Here is a 21647-nt window from a genome sequence, read left to right as displayed (position 1 = left end):
GACCAAGAAATGGGAATTGCTTCACATTATAATGCTAAACAAGTAGAAGATAAATGGTACGACTACTGGATGAAAAATAATTATTTTCATTCTGAAGTTGATGAACGAGAGCCATATACGATAGTAATTCCACCGCCTAACGTTACCGGGGTGCTTCATATGGGGCATATGCTGAATAATACCATTCAGGATGTACTGGTGCGAAGAGCAAGATTGAAGGGTTATAATGCCTGCTGGGTACCCGGGACAGATCATGCATCTATTGCTACTGAAGCAAAAGTGGTTGCCAAGCTTAAAGCTGAAGGGATAGACAAGAATGATCTTACCCGTGAAGAATTTCTACAGCATGCCTGGGACTGGACTCACAAACATGGCGGTATAATTTTACAGCAGTTAAAGCATCTTGGTGCTTCCTGTGATTGGGACCGAACCAAGTTTACGATGGACGAAGATATGTCGGCATCTGTTATAAAGGTGTTCGTAGATCTTTACGAGAAAGGTCTTATTTATCGCGGTTATCGTATGGTGAACTGGGATCCGGTGGCACAAACTACCTTGTCTGACGAAGAAGTAAATCATGAAGAGAGAAACGGTAAATTATTTTACCTGAAATATAAAGTAGAAGGGACTGAAGAGTTTCTAACGATTGCGACTACAAGACCGGAGACCATTTTAGGTGATACTGCAATATGTATCAATCCAAATGATGAAAGGTTCACACATCTTAAAGGTAAAAAAGCCATTGTGCCAATCTGCAACAGGGTAATTCCAATCATTGAAGATGAGTATGTGGATATGGAATTCGGGACAGGATGTTTAAAGGTGACTCCTGCACATGATGAGAATGACAAGAACCTTGGAGATAAGCATGATCTTGAAGTTATAGACATTTTAAATGATGATGCTACCTTAAATAAATTCGGACTTCATTACGAAGGGAAAGATCGCTTTGTGGTAAGGGCTGAAATTGTAGAGGAGCTTGAGCTTACCGGCCATTTGGAAAAGGTGGAAGACCACCTGAACAAAGTTGGGACAAGTGAGCGTACCGGTGCAGTAATCGAACCAAAATTAAGTGACCAGTGGTTCCTTAAAATGAAGGAGATGGCCAAGCCTGCTATTGAAGCCGTAATTGGTGATGACATTAACCTGGTTCCAGAAAAATTCCTTAATACATACCGTCACTGGATGGAAAATGTAAGAGACTGGAATATTTCCCGCCAGCTTTGGTGGGGTCATCAAATTCCGGCTTATTTCTATGGTTCCGGTAAAAACGATTTTGTAGTAGCCGAGACTGCTGAAGCTGCACTTGAAAAGGCTAAAGAAGTTACCGGAAATAAAGAATTACAGGCATCAGATCTTACTCAGGATAAAGATGCTTTGGATACCTGGTTTTCTTCCTGGCTATGGCCAATGAGTGTTTTCAACGGAATTCTTGAACCGGAGAATAAAGAGATTCAATATTATTATCCAACCAACGATCTTGTTACCGCACCGGAAATTCTATTCTTCTGGGTGGCCAGAATGATCATGGCTGGTTATGAATACAGAGGTGAAAGACCTTTTAAAAATGTATATCTAACAGGTATCGTTAGGGATAAACAAAGACGAAAAATGTCTAAATCCCTGGGAAATTCACCAGACCCGCTTGGATTGATAGAGCAGTATGGTGCAGATGGGGTAAGAGTTGGAATGTTGCTTAGTTCACCTGCCGGGAATGATCTTATGTTTGATGAGGATCTTTGCAAACAGGGAAGTGCATTTTCTAACAAGATTTGGAATGCGTTTAGGCTTGTTAAAGGTTGGGAAGTTTCAGAAGAAATAGAACAGCCCGAAACTGCTAAAAAAGCAATAGACTGGTATAATGCTAAATTTCAGCTAAGCTTAAGAGAAATTGAAGATCACTTTTCAAAATATCGAATTAGTGATGCCTTGATGACCACCTATAAACTAATCTGGGATGATTACTGTAGCTGGTTCCTGGAAATGGTAAAGCCTGGTTATGGAGATCCTATAGATGCTAAAACCTTTAAAGCTGTTATCACAATTTTAGAGGAGAACCTTAAATTGTTACATCCTTTCATGCCTTTTGTTTCTGAAGAAATCTGGCAAACGATCACGGAGCGTACGCCAGAGGAAGCTTTAATAATTGCAAAGTGGCCGGAAGAGAAAGAATATGATGCTACAATCATTAAGGAATTTACTCATGCTGCTGAAGTTATTGCTGGAGTACGAAAAATAAGGAAGGATAAGAATATCGCTTTTAAAAATGTGATAGACCTTAAAGTATTGAATAACGAGAATACCGGGAATTCCTTTGATTCGGTAATTGCTAAAATGGGGAATATCTCCAATTTTGAATATGTTTCCGGGGCAGTAGACGGTGCCTTATCATTTAGAGTAAAGTCAAATGAATATTTTATTCCAATTGTTGGAGCTATAGATATAGAAGCCGAAAAGAAGAAAATTCAGGAAGAGTTAAGTTATACAGAAGGGTTTCTAAAATCTGTGGATAAAAAACTTTCAAACGAAAGATTCGTTAATAATGCACCGGAGCAGGTAGTAGCGATTGAAAAAGCTAAAAAAGCCGATGCCGAAGCTAAGATCGAAGCTCTAAAAGCCAGCTTGAATAGTTTGAACTAAAATTGAGTATTACACATAAAAAAAGAGGGCAATCGCCCTCTTTTTTTATGTTCTTATTTCAGATTACTGAGATATTTCTCCAATATGCTTTTCAACCAGTTCTATGTATTTCTCCTCAGCTTCCTTCTTGCTTAACTCTTTTACTTGAATCAAAGCATTCATTTTAAAAGCGCTTTTAAGGTCTCCGTGGCTGCTTGGAGGGATATAGAATCCGTTTTTTTCGGTAGCTCTTTTGTAAAGGGCATAGAAGTGTAGCATTACGTCAGGCGGGAATTGCTGCTGCGTTTTGCTAGCCATTTCATAGGCTTTTAAAAATTTCAGGTTTTCTTCTGCCATTATGTAATTTATGATGCAACATCAGCAATTACGCTAACACCACCTTTAACTTTATCATTGATTCCAACATTCACCTTCGTTCCAAGAGGCAGGAATACATCAACCCTGCTACCAAATTTGATAAATCCACTGTCACTACCCTGAACCACTTCGGTTCCTTCTTTTGCGTAGTTTACAATGCGTTTTGCAAGTGCACCGGCAATCTGCCTGTAAAGCACTTCGCCTACCACTTCATTTTCTACTACCACCGTGGTTCTTTCGTTCTCTTCGCTGGATTTTGGATGCCAGGCAACAAGAAATTTACCGGGATGGTATTTGCTGAATTTTACTTTCCCTCCAACAGGGTGTCTGGTAACATGCACATTAATTGGCGACATGAAGATCGAGATCTGTAATCTCTTATCTTTAAAATATTCTTTTTCATATACTTCTTCGATCACCACAACTTTTCCATCTACTGGTGAAACAATATGTTCATTATTATGAACCGTTCTTCTTGCAGGATTTCTGAAGAATTGAATGATTAAAAGGAAGAATAGTATTGATACAACAAGAATAAGAAATTTCACCCAGTAGGTTTCTATAAGGTTGTAGCTTACAATATTTATCGCGATTAAAACGATCGCGGTAACAGTCATTATTTTATAACCTTCCTTATGAAACATAATTCAATATATATAAATATGCGTAAATGAATGGACTTGCAAATATAATACTATCCAACCTATCAAACAATCCGCCATGGCCGGGCATTAATTTTCCGCTATCCTTAACTCCGGCTTGTCGCTTGAATTTGGACTGAATAAGATCTCCAAGAGTTCCAAAAATACTTAGTATGATCGCCATCCCTAACCAGATCCCGGGGGTGTTAAATGAACTGAATTCAGAAAATGTTGTTGGAAACAACGGGCTGTAATACCAGATAGCATAACTCATAATGCAACTAAAGACCAGACCACCCATAAAACCTTCTACGGTCTTGTTGGGGGAAATCTTTTCGTAGAGTTTATGTTTCCCGAAATTTTTACCCACCAGGTATGCAAAGGTATCGTTGGTCCAGATAAGGAAGAAAATACCAATAACCAGTTTTGGAATAAATACCCCTTCAATAGTTGGAATAAGGGTTAAAAAGATGGTAGATGAAATAAGATAGAATATGATGATGATATATTTCTTCTTTTCGAATACCGGAATTTTTTTGACCACCAGGAGGTCCTTTACCAGAAACAGGTTCACAAATATGGTCACTAATAGTAAAAGAATGGTAGCGTCCTGATTAAACTTTAAGAAGCTGAATAAATAGAACAGCACCGCCTGCAAAATGTATAAAGCATAACTTTTAAGCCTTAGAAGTTTTTGCATCTCTACGAGGCAAACCAGACTTAACAAGTAAAAAAGGCAGATAAAAATTAATTCAGATGAGAGTATTGAAGCAACCAAAATGGAAGTATACAATAATCCTGATACAGTACGTATAATGGTTTCCCTCATATATTACAGATCTTCCAGCAGGAGCAAATATAGGTTTTTTGTACTACTCCCGTAACTCATGAAATCACCTTCCTTTTGAGTCTCAAAATTTTTAATGGTTGTAATATTCGATGGGATCTGCTGTTTGTTTTTAAATTTTATTCCTCTCAGGCCTTCACCAATGGTGTCAATTAACTGACTTGTAGAGGCAAAAATTATGAAATTAGCAGGGAGCTCATGAAGTTTACGTTCCTTGATCTGGTTTGATGAGATCAAAATTGAACCATCATTGGCAACCAGAAATTCGCAGGTAGATAAATAAAATTCTGCATCTGCAGATTTATTAAAATCCAGATTAAAGCCCTGAAATTTATTCTTTAGCTGTTCATCAAAACAACAGCATTGCTTTTCATACCAGTCGTTTTCAAGAAGTATGTTGTCAAAAGCCTCCAATACTTCTGAATCTTCAACACAGTATAAGAATTTACCACCATTATTCTTAAAATTGAGCATAAAGCGCTCATCGGTAGGCAGTTTTACCTCCGGCATGTATTTCCCTCTGTCGGCCTTTTCAGGAACGTCCTGATCCTGCGTCGCTTTCGCCTTGGGATTAAGAAACCTCTTGAATAGATTCATAGGGTGGTGAGTATGGTTCTTACAGTCATTTTATCAAAGTTAAAAAATCTGAAATTAACCATTGTTTAATTTCAGATTTTTTACTTCAACTTCTACACTACTTATTAACCGAATCGTTTTCGGTTAATTTTTCTTCTTCATTGATATCCTTCGTTTTAGCATCTTCATCCCCTGTAATGGTAGGTTTTGCCTTTTCTGAAGCTACTCTTTCTTCAACCTCAAAAGGTCGTTTCCCGAAGATCTTTTCAAGGTCATCCTTAAAAATAACCTCTTTGTCCAGCAGAATTTCTGCAAGTTGAGATAGTTTATCCTTGTTGTTTTCCAGAAGCTCCAGCGCTCTTTTATATTGTGCTTCGATAAGATTCGAGATCTCCTTATCTATAAGCTCAGAAGTTTTTTCACTGTAAGGTTTAGTAAAATTGTATTCACTTTGTCCTGAACTATCATAATAGGTCAGGTTTCCTACTGCTTCATTTAAACCGTATATCGTTACCATGGCTCTTGCCTGCTTGGTAACTTTTTCAAGATCACTCAGTGCTCCGGTAGAGATCTTGTTAAAGATCACTTTCTCTGCTGCACGCCCTCCTAAGGCAGCACACATTTCATCAAGCATCTGCTCCGGTCTCACGATCAACCTTTCTTCAGGTAGATACCAGGCCGCACCCAGAGATTGTCCTCTTGGTACAATGGTTACTTTAACCAGTGGAGCTGCATGTTCCAGCATCCAGCTAACCGTAGCATGACCTGCTTCGTGAAAAGCAATTGCTTTCTTTTCACTAGGAGTGATGATCTTGTTCTTTTTCTCAAGACCTCCAACTATCCTGTCAACAGCATCTAAGAAATCTTGTTTTCCTACTGCCTTGTTACCTTTTCTGGCAGCAATAAGCGCAGCTTCGTTACAAACGTTGGCAATATCTGCACCTGAAAATCCTGGTGTTTGCTTTGCTAAAAATTCAGTATCCAGCTCGTCTGCAACTCTTTTAAGAGGCGCAAGATGAACTTCAAATATTTCTTTTCTTTCGTTAAGGTCAGGAAGATCTACATAGATCTGTCTGTCAAAACGACCTGCCCTCATAAGTGCTTTATCCAAAACGTCTGCACGGTTGGTAGCGGCAATTACAATTACATTGGTGTTTGTTCCAAAACCATCCATCTCGGTTAAAAGCTGGTTAAGGGTGTTTTCACGTTCATCGTTAGAACCTGAAAAGTTGCTTTTTCCACGAGCTCTACCAATTGCATCGATCTCATCAATAAAAATGATAGAAGGTGATTTTTCCTTTGCCTGTTTGAAAAGGTCACGAACCCTTGAGGCTCCAACTCCAACAAACATTTCTACGAAGTCTGAACCTGACAGAGAGAAGAAGGGAACCTTTGCTTCCCCGGCAACTGCCTTCGCTAAAAGAGTTTTACCGGTTCCCGGAGGACCTACCAATAAAGCTCCTTTCGGAATTTTACCACCAAGGGCAGTATATTTTTCAGGATGCTTTAAAAAGTCTACAATTTCCTGTACTTCTTCTTTCGCTCCTTCAAGACCTGCAACATCTTTGAACGAAGTCTTTACATCTGTATTTTGGTCGAATAGTTTAGCCTTGGATTTTCCAATATTAAAAATCTGTCCACCAGCACCACCGCCGGCTCCGGAACTCATTTTTCGCATAATGAAAATCCAAACTCCAATGATGAGGATAAATGGAAGTAAAGCCCAGAAAAGGTCTCCAATCACGTCACTTGAAGTGTCGTAGGTAATAACCGTATCAAGGTTGCTTTCCTGCTTGATCTCATTGATATCGTTCTCAAAATTTTGAAGATCCCCAAACTGGAAACTATAGGTAGGCGTTTCTCCCGTAGGGAAAAGATCCGGATCTATATTTTTCTTATGGATTTCCTTCTGCTTGGCTTCATCTGTAAGGTAAACACGAGCCTGATTACGGTTGATGATCTCTACCTTTTTTACATCGCCTGTTCTTAAATACTCTTTAAATTCAGCCGGATTTGTTTTAGCAGGTTCTGAGAACCCACCATCTCCAAACAAATTAAGGCCTAGAAATATGATGATGATCGCAGCATAAATCCAGTATGCACTAAATTTAGGTTTTCTGGGATCTAATTTTTTCTTCGATTTTTGATTCGCCATTCTGTCGTGCTAATGTTTTGAATTTAGTAACTTGTCTGTATAGATGTGATTTTAGCATCACCCCACAGACTTTCAATATCGTAAAATTCCCTAATATGCTTCTGGAAAACATGAACCACTACATCAACGTAGTCCATTAAAACCCATTCCGCATTCTCGCTACCCTCAATATGCCAGGGTTTATCCTTAAGGTTTTTACTAACGGTTTTTTGTATGGAATTGACTATGGCGTTAACCTGCGTGTTAGAAGTACCGTTGCAGATAATAAAATAATCACAAACTGTGTTTTCAATTTCTCTAAGATCAAGGATATCAATATCATTTCCCTTAACTTCCTCAATCCCTTTTATAATATGTGCAATAAGTTGATCGCTGTTTTTTTCCTTTTTCGACATTAAATTAATTTATTTACGCAAATTTATCATTTTTTGCTCTTTTAAAGAGATTCTTTCTGAAGATTTAACTCCTAACCTCCTATATATACTTATGCGTATAATCAAAGTTGATGCCATTGATTCCACAAATTCCTTTGTGAGGAAGTTCTACGAAGGAGCCAGCGATTTTTCGCCTGTATGTGTTCGTGCAATTCATCAAACAGCCGGGAGAGGGCAAAGAGGTTCCAATTGGGAGGTAAAACCCGGACAAAACCTTACGTTTAGTATTCTGTACCCGCAGTCCCAACTTGAAATTTCCAAATATTTTTTATTAAGTGCCTCCATTTCGCTCGCTATTTTAAAGGTTTTCAGACAACTGAATATTCCGCAATTAAAAGTTAAATGGCCTAACGACATAATGTCATCCAAAAAGAAAGTTGGTGGCATTTTGATTGAAAATATAATAAAAAATGATGGGATTGCTGCCAGTATCATTGGAGTAGGAATAAATGTAAACCAGACCGAATTTCATAATTTGCCCCAGGCTTCATCTTTAAAATTAGCTACCGGTAACAGTTATGACCTTGATGAAATTCTCGAAATTTTAATTCCTGAAATTGATACCGCATTATCCAGATTGTCTACTACTTCAGAAGAAATTTTGCTGAAAAAATATCAAGAAAACATGTTTATGCTGGATAAAGTTACTGTTTTTCAGAAACCCAACAGTGATAAATTAAATGGGATTATCAAAGGGGTGACTCCCGATGGAAAGCTTTTATTGAAAACCGAAGATGATAAGTTGGAAGAGTTTGGGCTCAAAGAAATTCAGTTACTGTATTAAACAAAAAAGCCGGAGTTAAAACTCCGGCCAGAAATACGAACCTAAATTCGTTTATAGCTTTCCTATATTCTCAATAAGAGCAGTGATGAATTTTTTCAACGGAGATTTGATCATCATGCTCATCATAGCATTAAACTGACCTTCAAAATCCATAAAAACTTCACTTTCGTTATCTCCTTTACTTTCAATATGGGTATTAAGCGTAAAAGGAAATTTATCTGATGTCGATCCAAGAACAATAAGTTCCGGTTCTTTATTTTCAATAATTTTTAATCTTATTTCAGGCATACCTTTTAGCTGGAATAGGAAAGTATCATTTGAAGTAACTTCAAATTTTTCTTTGCTTTGAGGCATGATCTGCTCAAAGTTCTCAACCTTCGTGAGAAAATTGAATAATTCCTGCTGACTTTTATTTGCGGTAACTTTCTGGCTTTCTAATTTCATATTATGGGGTCCAATTATCCGGTTGTTCTCTCCACTTTCGTAAGATTCCGGCTTCTTCAGTATTTATATAATTTGTGTGTTGAGCAGTCTCGATCAAATTTTCGTAGTCGCTCAGGGTGTGTAACTCCACGTTTGCCTCAGTAAAATTAGAAGTGGAAACATCAAAGCCATAGGTAAAAATGGCAAACATGCCTTTTACCTGAGCTCCGGCTTCTTTTAAAGCTTTAACAGCATTAAGACTACTGTTTCCGGTGCTAATAAGATCTTCTACCACCACTACGGTTTGACCTTCTTCCAGATTTCCTTCAATCTGGTTTTTCCTGCCATGACCTTTTGCTTCGGGTCTAACATAAATAAAAGGGAGGCTTAAATATTCTGCCACCAGCATTCCAATTCCTATGGCTCCTGTGGCTACTGCAGCAATCACATCAGGTTTTCCATACTTTTCTTCGATTTGTCTGGCAAACTGTTCTCTAATATAATTACGCATCACAGGATAAGATAAGATGATCCTGTTGTCGCAATATATAGGTGATTTCCATCCGCTGGCCCATGTAAAAGGCTCTTGCGGTTCTAATTTTATTGCTTTAATTTGCAATAAAAGCTCAGCAGTTTTTTTCGCTGTTTCTTTATTCAAAATCATAGCTGCAAATGTATAAAGTTTTTGTGAATGATATTCCCATAATTATTTCTACACAGAAAGATTTAGGTGAAAAATATACGAACTATCGTTTAAAAACTGTTCGGCTTAAAAAGGTGATCAAAAAGATTCTGAATGGAGACCTGCTCTATGTTAATCTTTATCACAAGAATGAGAAAAAATTACTAAAACTGCTTTTAAGAAAAATGAAAGTGGTGACAGCTGCCGGTGGCCTGGTAGTCAATTCCAAAGAGGAAATTCTCTTTATATACCGGAATCACCGCTGGGATCTTCCCAAGGGTAAAACCGAAAAAAATGAGAGTATAGAAAGCTCAGCAATTCGGGAAGTAGAAGAGGAGACCGGAGTAAAAGACCTGCAGATAAAACGCTTTATAACAAAAACCTATCACGTTTTTAAAAGAAACGGCAAACTGCGCTTAAAAGAGACCCATTGGTATGAAATGTATACCGAATATGAAGGGGAACTCGTACCTGAATTAAGCGAAGGCATTAAAAAAGCCAAATGGAAGAACTTTGAAAAATCCCAAAAGGCTCTTCAAAAATCCTACGCCAATATCAAAATGCTTTTCCCTGAAAAATTTTTAGCGGGGAAGTCTAAAAACTGGGTAGCGTAAATGTGCCGGCTCGTAATTAGGTGAATTTTTATGCAACCAGTCCAGCTGGGCATACCAGCTATTACTAAAGTCGTTATCCAGACTTTTTTTGCGCTCGAACTTTTTCCTTAGTTCCGGATCATTTTCCAGTAATTCTTTTGCTTTATCTTCAAAAACATAAGGGGAGAAACCCTCCTTTTGTTGCAGCACGGTATCAAAAAAGTTCCAGTTAAAAAATGAATCCACTGCCGAGGGCTCCAGAGTTTCCAGTAAGTATCTGGCTCCATCCTGAAATGTTGTTACCAATAGATCACCCTTTCTAAAATTAACCCTTTCTATGCTCTTGGTTACTTTTGTATTTCGATGAGGGTAATGACCTTCATAAGCCTGTTCTGAAGTTTCAAAATCCTGGATTTTGTATACTTCAACGCTTAAAACGGTATCCCGTTCCAAAGGCTCCATTTTTATATTGTTTAGTTTCAACCTGTTCAATACTTCCCACCAGCCTTGAGGAATTACATAAGCACGAGGAATTTCCACTTCTTCGGTTACTTTAAAATTATCGAAATACTCAATTTCTTTTGTGAATGGCTGGTTTTGGTCATATTTTAATCGTTGCATTCCAGTAATTTCACTGGTAATTTCCTCTCCTTCAAAGCCCTTGAACTGTCTTTTGGAAGGATTTTCAGTGTCCGGTTCAAACTTTAAATTATAATGCCTGTCGGTTAAATATTTCCGTTTGGCCTGATTGCGAAGATCTTTTATGAAATTTGATTCAGCATCGGTAATATCTATCATTGATCTCATAAGTTCATAAGTGCCCATGACCCTTTTGTCATAAGGTTTAAGCATATGAGTTTCAACCATCATTCCCAGTGTATTCCAGAGCGTGGTGTAACCTGTTGAATACCTTGGTGAATCCATGAACTGTGTAAAACCTTTTTCCGGTACCTCGTTGAAAACATTTACATAGGGAGTGATATCCCAGTCTTTTGATTTTAATGAATCTTCCAGCGCAGGCATCATTTTATTCTGAAGGTATTCTCCCAGAGTTCCTCCAAGTTTATCATGTTGAGTAAAAAGATGAGTAAGGGTATATTGATAATCGGCACCATTACTTACGTGGTTATCGATAAATACTTCTGGATCCAGAAGGTGAAATATCTCATAAAAGGTTTTAGCATTTTTGGTGTCGGCCTTTATAAAATCCCGGTTCAGGTCATAATTACGCGCATTTCCTCTAAAACCATATTCTTTAGGTCCGTTTTGATTCGTTCTGGTAGTGGAATTTCGGTTTAATGCACCACCTACATTATATATAGGGATAGTGGCAATAATGGTATTTTTAGGTGAAGCAATAGAATCTGAAGCGAGATCTCGAAAAAGCATCATGGTAGCATCGATACCATCACTTTCCCCGGGATGTATCCCGTTATTAATAAGCATTACGCTGTGAGACTTTCTTAACTTTTCCAGATCCGGTTCACCGGAAGGATTATAAATGGCGAGGTGAAGGGGTAAGCCGCTATCTGTTTCACCAAAGGTTTGCAGGGTGACAGATGGGTAAGCCTCTGCCAGTTGCGTATAAAATTTTATTACTTCAGCATAGGTTCCTGTTTCGGTACCTCCCGACTTTTCGAAACGGGTTTCAAAATCAAATTCCTTTACCAATTTATATTTAGAGAAATCACAGGAACTAAGGCTGATCAAAATCCCCAATATCAACCACAATTTTTTCATAAAATTTTGTAAAAAAATTAGCCGTAAACTTAATTAAAAACTCAGAGAGTAGCTAATTACACCAAAATCTATTTATTTGCCGTATTTTTTCCAGTCTGAAAAATTTAGGATTTCTTTTATGTTTTAAGCTCAATATCAATCCGGAGCTCAAAATATTAATCGCATTTTATGGCTGAATTTTACATTGAAAAATTAGTTTGACATCTGGTTTGAAATTACAACTGAATCATAATGTTATAACCGCACCTACAAATTTTACATACTTTGAAACAATATATATTACTGCTTCTTATTTTTCTTGGATTTAACCTTAGCGGTTATTCGCAAATAATATCAGGGAAAGTTTCTGATGAGAATGGTCCAATTGAAGGTGTTCAAATACGAATATTAGATTCACAGGATCATGTGAATACCAATGATGATGGTCTTTTTCAAATAGAGGTTGATACCTATCCGGCAAATTTCGAATTTAGTAAGGAGGGTTATGAAGTGAAATTTTTGAAGATTTTTGAAGGTACCGAAGTTGTAAAAGTTATCCTTTTTAAAAAAGCAGATCAATTAGCTGAAGTTGTACTTTATAGTTCTGTAATTCCGGAAAAAATAAGGCGTACTCCGGCATCTGTTAGCCTTATCGATAAAAACTCTATAAAATCCGGCAACAATTTTAATCTTGTTCAGAATTTAAACCGTGTTCCGGGAGTTTTCGTGGGACAGGGGGCATTAAATACCAATAAGCTCAACATCCGGGGGATTGGTTCCCGCGCACAGTATGGAACCAACAGGATCAAAGGTTATATAAATGGAATACCATTAACTACTGCTGAAGGGGAGCTTACTATTGATGATATCGACCCGCAACTTATTGATAGAATTGAAGTTCATAAGGGCCCGGTATCTTCCATGTTCGGTGCGGGATTGGGAGGTGCGATAAACTTATATACTCTTAATCCAGCCAAAAATCATAGAAATTTAAAAGCAGGATATGATTATGGAAGTTTTAATACCAGAAAAATCAATGTAGGGTTTAACCGGGTTCAGGACAGTTTAGGCTTTCACCTTAATTATCACCAACTATTAAGTGATGGATATAGAGCTAACGGAAATTATGAGCGGATAGGTTTAAATGGAACCGCAAATTATTTGAACAAGCTGGGCAATCGCTGGACTTTGTTCTATTCATATTTAAATTTAAAAGCACATATACCCAGTAGTTTGAATGAACAAGATTTCCTTTATTCACCGCAAAAAGCTGCATTTACCTGGAATGCCTCGGGAGGTTATGAATCTTATGATAAAAACATTCTGGGTCTATCCTATTCTCATGCATTTTCTGCACAACTCAAGAACGAAACATCTGTCTTTGCCAATTCCAGAGATGGGTATGAACCCCGACCTTTCAATATTCTTGATGATGATATTTTAGGAGTTGGTCTCAGAACCCGGTTCAATATGGTTCAGGAAATTATTAATTTACCTGCTGAGATAGGTTTTGGTGCTGAAGCGATGCTGGAAAAAACCTCAGTTGCTACTTATGAGAATTTATATAGAGATTCTAATGAGCAAAAAAGTATTCAGGGAGAGAGGTTAAGTTTTAATGAACAAAACAGAAAATATTTAAATGTTTTTAGTCAGCTGAACATGCAAATAACTACCGCTCTAACTGCCGAAGCCGGGTTTAATTTCAATACTACTTCTTATAAACTGGATGATAAATTTAATTCTGATGAAAAAGTTCAATCAGGAGAATACAATTTTGATCCTGTTATATCTCCCAGATTCGGCCTGAGCTATGAGGCTTTTGATAGTAAAAACTTCTATGCTTCTTTAAGTCACGGATTTTCTACTCCAACGGTTAGTGAAACCTTAACACCTGAAGGTTTGATAAATACAGAGCTTAAGCCGGAAAAAGGCTGGAACTATGAAATTGGGTTTAAAGGATCCTGGTTGGAAAATCGATTGTATACTGAGTTAAGTTTGTATACCATACGGGTTTCAGATCTGCTTGTAGCACAGCGGATAGGTGAAGACCAATACATTGGTATTAATGCTGGTAAAGCTCATTATAACGGAGTTGAATTTTTTTCCCAATATCGCCTTGATATGGGCCGAGGTTCAAATCTTCAATTTGAATTAAACTCCGCCTTTAATTTCCATAAGTTTGAAGAATTTATAGACCGGGAGAACAACTTTTCAGGGAACGATCTGCCTGCCATTCCTAAATATAGCTTAAGTCCCTCAGTAGAATATAATATTGATAACTGGAAGTTTTATTTAAACATGACAGCCGTAGGGGAAATGGCTTTAAATGATGAAAACAGTGTTTTTACAGACGCGTATGCTGTAACCAATTTTAAATTGATGTACCATTGGTTGGTTGGTCAATCTATAACTGCTGAATTTAATATGGGAGTAAACAATTTGTTCGATGAGCAATATGCCTCCAGCATAGTTCCCAATGCCATGGGATTTGGAGGGGCTGCGCCAAGATATTATTATCCCGGTAAACCCAGGAATTTTTATGGTGGTGTAATATTTAGATTTGATCTTTGAAAATACAGCAGGGGGTGTAAAATATTATTTTTTCCTTACTACATCCGGAACCATGAATTCATAATTCCCACCGTGTCTCATAACATCACGAACAACCGTGGATGAAATATGACCCATTCCCGGGCTTGATAATAAGAACACACTGTCAATACCTGCCATTTTAAAATTAGTTTGACCAATGGATTTCTCAAATTCCAGATCCTGACCGTTTCGTAAGCCGCGAAGAATAAAGCCTGCATTTTGAGATTTACAAAAATCGACCGTGAGCCCACTATAGGTTTCCACTTTTATTTTAGATTCATTCTTGTAAGTTTCCTTCAAAAATTCCAGTCTTTCTTCCAGGCTGAACATGTATTTTTTACTGGAGTTGGTGCCAATGGCCAGAATGATTTCATCAAATAAGGGTAAGGCACGATCAATAATATCGGTATGTCCAAGGGTGAGCGGATCAAAAGAACCCGGGAAAACTGCTTTTTTCATCTAAGGTTTATTCAAGAATTTTCAAGAAAAAGATAGGGAGAATTATTTATTTTATTGATTTAAAGCCGCTTCGATGGCGCTGCCGAATAAATCTTTTAAACTAATCCCGGCGTTCTCTGCCTGTTGAGGTAAAATACTTGCCTGGCTAATTCCCGGGTTCGTATTCATTTCTATAAAATATGGTTCGCCCTTATGGAAGATAAATTCAGACCTGGAAAAACCTTTCATTTTAAGTTTTTTATAGATCATTATGGCTATATCCTGTACTTTTTTGGTGTCTTCCTCTGAAATTCTTGCTGGAGTGATCTCCTGAGATTTTCCAAGATACTTTGCTTCATAATCAAAGAATTCTCCGTCCGGTACAATTTCAGTAACAGGTAAAGCAATAACTTCCCCGCGATAGGTAATTACACCTACAGAAACTTCGGTTCCATCTAAGAAAGATTCGATAATTGCTTCATCATCTTCAGTAAATGCATTTTTCGCCGCAGCGATAATTTCATCTTCAGTTTTAACCTTGGAAACACCAAAACTGCTTCCGGCTCTGTTGGCCTTCACAAAACATGGTAATCCCACTTTATTAACGATTTCAGAAGTATTGATCTCTTCGCCTTTATTCAGGAAATAATTGGTGGCAGCCTTTACTCCATAAGGTTTTAAAACACTTATTAGATCGCGCTTGTTAAAGGTGAGTGCAGACTGGTAATAGTCACAACTGGTTTGAGGTACACCAATCAATTCCAGGTAAGCCTGTAAAAGCCCATTTTCTCCCGGAGTCCCATGAATGGTATTAAAAACACAATCAAAATCAATGATCAGGTCATCAATAGTAACGGTAAAATTGCTCTTGTTAATAGGGTATGGCGTATCATCCTCGGTTACCACGAACCATTCACTTTGCAAAATATGAACCCGATATGGTTCATATAGATCGCGGTCAAGGTTCTTATATACGATGTTTCCGCTATTAATAGAAATGCGATATTCGCTGGAATATCCACCCATGGCGATGGCAATCTTTTTCTTCATATTCAATATTTCCTGTTAGAAATCGTTAAACAAAAATATCACTTAAAAGGGCAGTCACCAAAACCAAAGGGTTTTATATCTTTGCCCATTATCACTTAACTATGGGATTATTTCGTTTTATTTTTAGCAAGACCTTTTTAATTCAACTGGTTCTTGCAGGTATTATATTGATTGTACTTGGATTCCTGACCATGCAATGGCTGGATTATTCGACTAATCAGGATCAAAGGATCGAGGTACCAGATCTGGCAAAAATGAAGCTGAATATGGTTGAAAGTAAGTTGGACGAACTCGAACTGGATTTTGAGATCCTTGATTCAGCCAATTATAATCCTGAATTTCCAAGATATTCGGTTATCGACCAGGTACCGGCACCGGGGAAATTTGTGAAAGAAGACCGTAAGATTTATTTAACGCTCAATCCTTCAGGTTACCGTAAGATAGAAGTGCCTAATAACCTTATTCGAAAAACCAGAAGACAGGTAGAACCAACTTTAAGATCGCTTGGTTTTGAAATAGGGGAGATTTCCTATAAGCCGGATATTGCTGAAGATGCGGTACTGGAATTAAGACATAAGGGAAGACAGGTGCAACCGGGAGAAAAATTAATGAAAACTTCTGTGATCGATCTTGTTTTAGGTGATGGTAGTGGGAGATATCGCAATGTTGAAAGTGACACCCTTAGTACAAATGAACAAACTCAAACAGAAGTAGATGAATTTTAATATGGATATTAATGAAGGACCGGAAGAGCAGGATCAGGATGAAAGTCTCTATGAACATCATAAATTTGTAGCTGAGGTTGGGCAAAAGCCGTTGAGGGTCGATAAATATCTAATGAATTTTATCGAGAACGCAACCCGTAATAAAATTCAAAAAGCTGCCAAGACCGGTAATATCTATGTGAATGGAGAAACCGTAAAGCAGAATTATAAGGTCAAAGGTGGGGATACTGTACAGGTAATGTTCGAGCATCCGCCTTATGAATACCTTTTGGTGCCTGAAGATATTCCTCTGGATATCGTGTATGAAGATGAAACCTTACTGGTTGTAAATAAGCCTGCCGGAATGGTGGTGCATCCCGGACACGGTAATTACAGCGGAACACTTATCAACGCGCTGGTTCATCATTTTGAAAATTTACCGAATAACAGTAGTGACCGCCCGGGACTTGTACACAGGATAGATAAAGATACCAGTGGTTTACTGGTGATCGCGAAGACGGAAGAAGCTATGGCTCATCTCTCTAAACAATTCTTCGATAAAACGAGTGAGCGTGAATATGTGGCGATCGTTTGGGGAAATATGGAAGAGGATGAAGGTACTATTGAAGGCAATATTGGCCGCAATCCGCGAAACAGGTTACAAAACATTGTTTATGAAGGGGATGATGCTGAAAATGGAAAACCTGCAGTAACTCATTTTAAAGTTTTGGAACGATTGGGTTATGTTACTTTGGTATCCTGTAGACTGGAAACCGGAAGAACACATCAAATCAGGGTTCATATGAAGTATATTGGTCACACCCTTTTCAACGATGAACGTTATGGTGGAGACAAAATATTAAAAGGAACCACCTTTACCAAATACAAGCAATTTGTAGATAATTGTTTTAAGATCTTACCACGACAGGCTTTACATGCCAAGACCTTAGGATTCATTCATCCCGTAACCGGGAAATGGATGAGTTTTAATTCTGATATTCCTCAGGATATTGCAGACTGTGTTGAAAAATGGAGAGGTTACGCAAAGAATCAGCTTGAAGATCTTTAGAAATAAGCCTTCTCTATAATTCCATAAAAAACTAAATGGCCGAAGATTTCTCTTTTTCGGCCTATAGATTATCTTTGGTCTAAACACTTTTAGACAAATGAAAATCGTAGTTTCTCCGGCTAAAACGCTGGATTATGAATCTAAATTACCTACCACACGTGGAACTCTACCAAAGTTTCTTGAGACCGCAGTGAAATTAAATAAAAAATTATCCAGACAGTCAAGAAAGGAATTATCAAGATTGATGGGCATTAGTGATAAGCTCGCAGAACTAAATCATGTGCGCTATCAGGAATTTCAGGAGGATCATGATCATAAAAATTCCAGACCGGCTATGTATGCTTTTAATGGAGATGTATACACCGGCCTTGATGCTTACACTATCCCCGGGGATCGACTTGATGATGTGCAGAATTCCCTGCGTATCCTTTCCGGTATGTATGGAGTATTGCGTCCTCTGGATCTTATCCAGCCCTACCGACTCGAAATGGGAACTTCAATAGGAATTGAGAGGAAGAAAAATTTATACGAGGTTTGGAAGAAAAAGGTGACCGATTTTTTAAATGATGAATTAGAGGACGACGAATTATTTCTCAACCTTGCCAGTAATGAATATTTTAAAGCAGTCGATGCTAAAAATTTGAAGGTGCCGGTTATTTCCCCGGTGTTTAAAGATTTTAAAAACGGTAAATTAAAGATCATAAGTTTTTTTGCAAAAAAAGCGAGAGGGTCCATGGCCCGATATGCTATCGATAATAATTGTAAAACTCTGGATGACATCAGGGGATTTGATTATGATGGGTACAGGTTTAGTGAGGAACATACTAAGAAAGAACAGGAACCAACGTTTATAAGATAATTCATAGGAGTGGATTACGAAAGCTTAAATTTTAAATAAAACATTGAATTCTATTGGATCTATTTCATCATAAACATCCTTACCGACCTTTTATTCCGGAAAATGCCACCAAACTCATCGTAGGGACCTTACCTCCTCCAAGGTTTACTAAAAGACAACTTCGAAATGATGATGTGGATTTTTGCTACGGAAGCGGAGATGGATTATTATGGGTGGTACTTGATAAAATTTTTGATCTTAACTTAAAATTTGAAAATACTGAAGAGGCTATTGAGCAAAGGAAGAATTTTCTTAAGTCCCGTGGAATTGGGATTTGTGATGTAGTAGAAAGCAGTAGGAGAGAAAAGATTGATGCTTCAGACCTTGGGATGCAAAAAGTGGAGCTAAGGGATGTGGTGAATATTATAGATCAGAACCCTTCAATTGATACTTTACTTTTTACCGGGGGTAATTCTAAAAATGGTCCAGAATATTTTTTCCGAAGATTGCTGAGGGAAAAGTATCCCGAGATTAAAATGAAGTTAGTATCCAATACTTCCCCGCGCATTCATCAGGTGCTGGTTAAAGATCGGTTGGTGAAAACGGTTTCTTTAATAGCTCCTTCTGGTGCGGCCAATATTTCTATTGGAAGTACAGCTCTGTATAAAGAACTAAAAAAGAAAAACCCTGAATTCAATACGATTGATTTCAGGGTTCTACAGTATCAGGAATTTTTTTGATTACTGTAACTCTTTTTTATCCTGGTTTGCAAGAGTTGTAGGCTTGATCTTGAATTTTCTCCTTTTTGGTCTTAATTTACCGTGAGTTCCAATCGCGATCTTACCTCTTTTTGTTTTTTTGTCTCCTCTCCCCATTTACTGCTTATTTTGCTGCTTCTTGATCGTTTTTTCATCAAAATCTACCTCATTGGTTTTCTCATTTCTGTTTCCGGTAGGATTTGTTGGATTTTTTTGATCTTTACTTCTTTCTCTGTGGTTATCTTCAATTGGTCCTCCCATAATTCAATGTTTTTTGATTCAGAACTAATATAGAAAGAAGGAGTCTTAAAACCTCCTAACGCCTTGTTACATTTAGGTTAAACCTTTTACATCTTTAACAAAAGTATCGATTTCTCCCACTCCGTTTTTAGTAAGATATTTAATAAATGCGCTGCCTATAATAGCTCCTTTGGCATATTGCGTAGCCTGATCAAAAGTTGAGTTATCGTTAATCCCAAAGCCTACGATTTGAGGATTTTGAAGCTGAAGTTCATCAATTCGTTTAAAATATTCCTTGGTCTCTTCTCCAAATCTCGAAGTTGAACCGGTCACGCTGGCACTACTTACCATATAAATGAATCCATTGGAAATGGAATCGATAAACCTGATTCTCTCGTCAGACGTTTGTGGGGTAATAAGAAATACATTTATAAGACCATATTTCTCGAACAGCTGCTGATAATGTTCATGATATTCTTCAGCAGGAAGATCCGGAATTATAAGGCCGTCTATCCCTGTTTCCTGACATTTCTTACAGAAAGCTTCAACTCCGTACTGAAGTATGGGGTTAAAATAGCCCATGATGATCAATGGAATATTGACTTTCTCTCTTATACCTTCCAACTGCTCAAAAAGTTTCTGGGTGGTCATCCCATTTTTTAATGCTTTGGTAGAACTCTCCTGAATGGTTGGCCCATCTGCCAGGGGATCACTAAAAGGGAGACCTATTTCAATAAAATCCACACCATTTTTTTCGAGGTTTAGAATGATCCTGGTGGTATCATCTACATTAGGATAACCGGCAGTAAAATATATGGAAAGCAGTTTATGATCTGCTTTAAGTTTTTTTTCAATTCTATTCATTGTAATTCAGCTTATACCGTTAAAGGTGATTTTTTAACTTGCTTAAGGAACCGCTATGGATTATAATTTAAAATAATCGATATAGGTATTAAGATCCTTATCTCCGCGGCCTGATAGATTTACCACTACCAAATCATCCTTTTTAAATTTTCTGGTTTCAAAAACAGCCAGGGCATGAGATGTTTCAATCGCCGGAATTATTCCTTCGAGTTTTGCGAGTTCAAGTCCGGCTTTCATGGCGGCATCATCTGTAATGCTAATAAATTCACCGCGTTTGCTGGTAAATAAATTGGCATGCATTGGGCCAACTCCGGGGTAATCCAATCCTGCTGAAATGGAATAAGGCTCGGTAATTTGTCCGTCACCGGTTTGCATTAAAAGTGTTTTACTTCCATGAATAATCCCTGGTTTTCCAAGGGCAGAAGTAGCTGCACTTTCCCCGGTATCTATACCTTTTCCTGCAGCTTCAACGGCTATGATCCCAACTTTTGGGTTATCCAGATAGTGATAATAGGCTCCGGCTGCGTTACTGCCGCCGCCCACACAGGCAATTACAAAATCAGGATCTTCAGTGCCTTCCTTCTCCTTTAACTGAATTTTTATTTCTTCAGATATCACACTTTGAAACCTTGCTACCATGTCTGGATACGGATGTGGTCCTACCACAGATCCTATAATGTAATGTGTATCCACAGGATTATTGATCCAGTCTCTTATAGCTTCATTAGTGGCATCCTTTAGGGTTTTACTACCGGATCTTGCAGGAACTACCGTGGCACCCAGCATTTTCATTCTGGCCACGTTAGGGGATTGACGCTCAATGTCAACTTCTCCCATGTAAACGATACATTCCATTCCCATAAGGGCGCAAACAGTCGCAGTTGCTACTCCATGTTGCCCGGCACCGGTTTCGGCAATGATCCTTTTCTTTCCAAGCTTTTGAGCCATCAGGATTTGCCCTATGGTATTATTAACCTTATGCGCTCCTGTGTGACAAAGATCCTCGCGTTTTAAGTAAACTTTCGTGCCATATTTTTCGCTGAAGCGTTTTGCGTAATACAAAGGAGTAGGACGTCCCACATATTCTTTTAATAGATCCCTGAATTCCTTTTGAAAGGAATCCTCTTTCATGATATCCAGATATCTGGATCTTAATTCTTCAACATTAGGATATAACATTTCGGGAATGTAAGCTCCCCCAAATTCCCCGTAATATCCTTTTTCATCAACCTGATAGCTCATT

At 37.9% G+C, this 21647-nt stretch carries 23 protein-coding genes; 8 read left to right on the top strand and 15 right to left on the bottom strand.

Annotated elements, in window-relative coordinates; genetic code table 11:
* Positions 1 to 9 precede the first annotated feature (9 nt).
* Positions 10 to 2640, top strand: coding sequence for a valine--tRNA ligase (locus ACNKXV_RS02730; protein WP_417906165.1), 2631 nt, complete (start codon positions 10 to 12; stop codon positions 2638 to 2640).
* Between the two features lie 63 nt (positions 2641 to 2703).
* Here the strand turns inward: ACNKXV_RS02730 and ACNKXV_RS02725 are convergent, their stop codons facing one another.
* From ACNKXV_RS02725 to rsfS, 6 genes are all read right to left on the bottom strand, one after another.
* Positions 2704 to 2976, bottom strand: coding sequence for an acyl-CoA-binding protein (locus ACNKXV_RS02725; RefSeq protein WP_417906164.1), 273 nt, complete (start codon positions 2974 to 2976; stop codon positions 2704 to 2706).
* Between the two features lie 8 nt (positions 2977 to 2984).
* Positions 2985 to 3641 carry a phosphatidylserine decarboxylase family protein gene (locus ACNKXV_RS02720; RefSeq protein ID WP_417906163.1) on the bottom strand — a complete coding sequence of 219 codons (657 nt, stop codon included), beginning with the start codon at positions 3639 to 3641 and terminating at the stop codon, positions 2985 to 2987.
* Positions 3631 to 4467, bottom strand: a complete 837-nt coding sequence (locus ACNKXV_RS02715; RefSeq protein ID WP_417906162.1) for a phosphatidate cytidylyltransferase — start codon at positions 4465 to 4467, stop codon at positions 3631 to 3633. The genes ACNKXV_RS02720 and ACNKXV_RS02715 overlap by 11 nt, the downstream gene beginning before the upstream one ends.
* 3 nt (positions 4468 to 4470) lie before the next feature.
* Complete coding sequence (locus ACNKXV_RS02710) at positions 4471 to 5082, bottom strand: LUD domain-containing protein (RefSeq protein WP_417906161.1); 612 nt, start codon at positions 5080 to 5082, stop codon at positions 4471 to 4473.
* A 97-nt stretch (positions 5083 to 5179) separates the two neighbouring features.
* Positions 5180 to 7216 (bottom strand): ATP-dependent zinc metalloprotease FtsH, encoded by a 2037-nt coding sequence (gene ftsH, locus ACNKXV_RS02705; protein ID WP_417906160.1) that lies wholly within the window; start codon positions 7214 to 7216, stop codon positions 5180 to 5182.
* A 23-nt stretch (positions 7217 to 7239) separates the two neighbouring features.
* Positions 7240 to 7611 (bottom strand): ribosome silencing factor, encoded by a 372-nt coding sequence (rsfS, locus tag ACNKXV_RS02700; protein WP_417906159.1) that lies wholly within the window; start codon positions 7609 to 7611, stop codon positions 7240 to 7242.
* A gap of 91 nt (positions 7612 to 7702) precedes the next feature.
* Between rsfS and ACNKXV_RS02695 the strand changes: the two genes are divergently transcribed.
* Entirely contained in the window at positions 7703 to 8434 is a 732-nt protein-coding gene (locus ACNKXV_RS02695; RefSeq protein ID WP_417906158.1) for a biotin--[acetyl-CoA-carboxylase] ligase, read from the top strand.
* 51 nt (positions 8435 to 8485) lie between these two features.
* On the opposite strand, the gene ACNKXV_RS02690 is transcribed toward ACNKXV_RS02695, so the two are convergent.
* Positions 8486 to 8878: an SRPBCC family protein gene (locus ACNKXV_RS02690; RefSeq protein ID WP_417906157.1), complete on the bottom strand. Its 393-nt coding sequence runs from the start codon at positions 8876 to 8878 to the stop codon at positions 8486 to 8488.
* Position 8879: 1 nt separating this feature from the next.
* Entirely contained in the window at positions 8880 to 9521 is a 642-nt protein-coding gene (pyrE, locus tag ACNKXV_RS02685) for an orotate phosphoribosyltransferase (RefSeq protein ID WP_417906156.1), read from the bottom strand.
* An 8-nt stretch (positions 9522 to 9529) separates the two neighbouring features.
* On the opposite strand from pyrE, the gene ACNKXV_RS02680 reads away from it, so the two are divergent.
* Positions 9530 to 10153, top strand: a complete 624-nt coding sequence (locus ACNKXV_RS02680) for an NUDIX hydrolase (protein WP_417906155.1) — start codon at positions 9530 to 9532, stop codon at positions 10151 to 10153.
* On the opposite strand, the gene ACNKXV_RS02675 is transcribed toward ACNKXV_RS02680, so the two are convergent.
* Entirely contained in the window at positions 10121 to 11872 is a 1752-nt protein-coding gene (locus tag ACNKXV_RS02675; protein WP_417906154.1) for a M14 family metallopeptidase, read from the bottom strand. The genes ACNKXV_RS02680 and ACNKXV_RS02675 overlap by 33 nt on opposite strands.
* Before the next feature lie 264 nt (positions 11873 to 12136).
* Between ACNKXV_RS02675 and ACNKXV_RS02670 the strand changes: the two genes are divergently transcribed.
* Positions 12137 to 14422, top strand: coding sequence for a TonB-dependent receptor domain-containing protein (locus ACNKXV_RS02670; RefSeq protein ID WP_417906153.1), 2286 nt, complete (start codon positions 12137 to 12139; stop codon positions 14420 to 14422).
* 24 nt (positions 14423 to 14446) lie between these two features.
* Here ACNKXV_RS02670 and coaD read toward each other — a convergent pair whose 3' ends face one another.
* The gene (coaD, locus tag ACNKXV_RS02665) at positions 14447 to 14902 is read right to left on the bottom strand and encodes a pantetheine-phosphate adenylyltransferase (RefSeq protein WP_417906152.1); all 456 of its coding nucleotides are present in this window, start codon (positions 14900 to 14902) and stop codon (positions 14447 to 14449) included.
* 51 nt (positions 14903 to 14953) lie between these two features.
* Positions 14954 to 15931 carry a D-alanine--D-alanine ligase gene (locus ACNKXV_RS02660; RefSeq protein ID WP_417906151.1) on the bottom strand — a complete coding sequence of 326 codons (978 nt, stop codon included), beginning with the start codon at positions 15929 to 15931 and terminating at the stop codon, positions 14954 to 14956.
* Between the two features lie 101 nt (positions 15932 to 16032).
* Here ACNKXV_RS02660 and ACNKXV_RS02655 point away from each other — a divergent pair, with 101 nt between their 5' ends.
* From ACNKXV_RS02655 to ACNKXV_RS02640, 4 genes are all read left to right on the top strand, one after another.
* On the top strand, positions 16033 to 16656 hold the full coding sequence (locus ACNKXV_RS02655) for a PASTA domain-containing protein (RefSeq protein WP_417906150.1): 624 nt from the start codon (positions 16033 to 16035) through the stop codon (positions 16654 to 16656).
* Positions 16646 to 17704: an RluA family pseudouridine synthase gene (locus tag ACNKXV_RS02650; RefSeq protein ID WP_417906149.1), complete on the top strand. Its 1059-nt coding sequence runs from the start codon at positions 16646 to 16648 to the stop codon at positions 17702 to 17704. Before ACNKXV_RS02655 ends, ACNKXV_RS02650 begins: the two co-directional genes overlap by 11 nt.
* Before the next feature lie 97 nt (positions 17705 to 17801).
* Positions 17802 to 18563, top strand: a complete 762-nt coding sequence (yaaA, locus tag ACNKXV_RS02645) for a peroxide stress protein YaaA (RefSeq protein ID WP_417906148.1) — start codon at positions 17802 to 17804, stop codon at positions 18561 to 18563.
* A gap of 53 nt (positions 18564 to 18616) precedes the next feature.
* Positions 18617 to 19282: a uracil-DNA glycosylase family protein gene (locus tag ACNKXV_RS02640; protein WP_417906147.1), complete on the top strand. Its 666-nt coding sequence runs from the start codon at positions 18617 to 18619 to the stop codon at positions 19280 to 19282.
* On the opposite strand, the gene ACNKXV_RS02635 is transcribed toward ACNKXV_RS02640, so the two are convergent.
* The 4 genes from ACNKXV_RS02635 to trpB all read right to left on the bottom strand — a co-directional run bounded on the left by ACNKXV_RS02635 (position 19283) and on the right by trpB (position 21646).
* Positions 19283 to 19417: a 30S ribosomal protein THX gene (locus ACNKXV_RS02635; RefSeq protein WP_417906146.1), complete on the bottom strand. Its 135-nt coding sequence runs from the start codon at positions 19415 to 19417 to the stop codon at positions 19283 to 19285.
* Positions 19418 to 19561: a hypothetical protein gene (locus tag ACNKXV_RS02630; RefSeq protein ID WP_417906145.1), complete on the bottom strand. Its 144-nt coding sequence runs from the start codon at positions 19559 to 19561 to the stop codon at positions 19418 to 19420.
* Positions 19562 to 19633: 72 nt separating this feature from the next.
* The gene (trpA, locus tag ACNKXV_RS02625) at positions 19634 to 20404 is read right to left on the bottom strand and encodes a tryptophan synthase subunit alpha (protein ID WP_417906144.1); all 771 of its coding nucleotides are present in this window, start codon (positions 20402 to 20404) and stop codon (positions 19634 to 19636) included.
* 60 nt (positions 20405 to 20464) lie between these two features.
* A complete protein-coding gene (gene trpB, locus ACNKXV_RS02620) occupies positions 20465 to 21646 on the bottom strand; it encodes a tryptophan synthase subunit beta (protein ID WP_417906143.1) in 1182 nt (393 codons plus the stop codon).
* Position 21647: the final 1 nt, after the last annotated feature.

It is taken from the genome of Christiangramia aquimixticola, from assembly GCF_048285835.1.
Taxonomy (GTDB): Bacteria; Bacteroidota; Bacteroidia; order Flavobacteriales; family Flavobacteriaceae; genus Christiangramia; species Christiangramia aquimixticola.
This window is presented reverse-complemented; position numbering and strand designations above follow the sequence as displayed.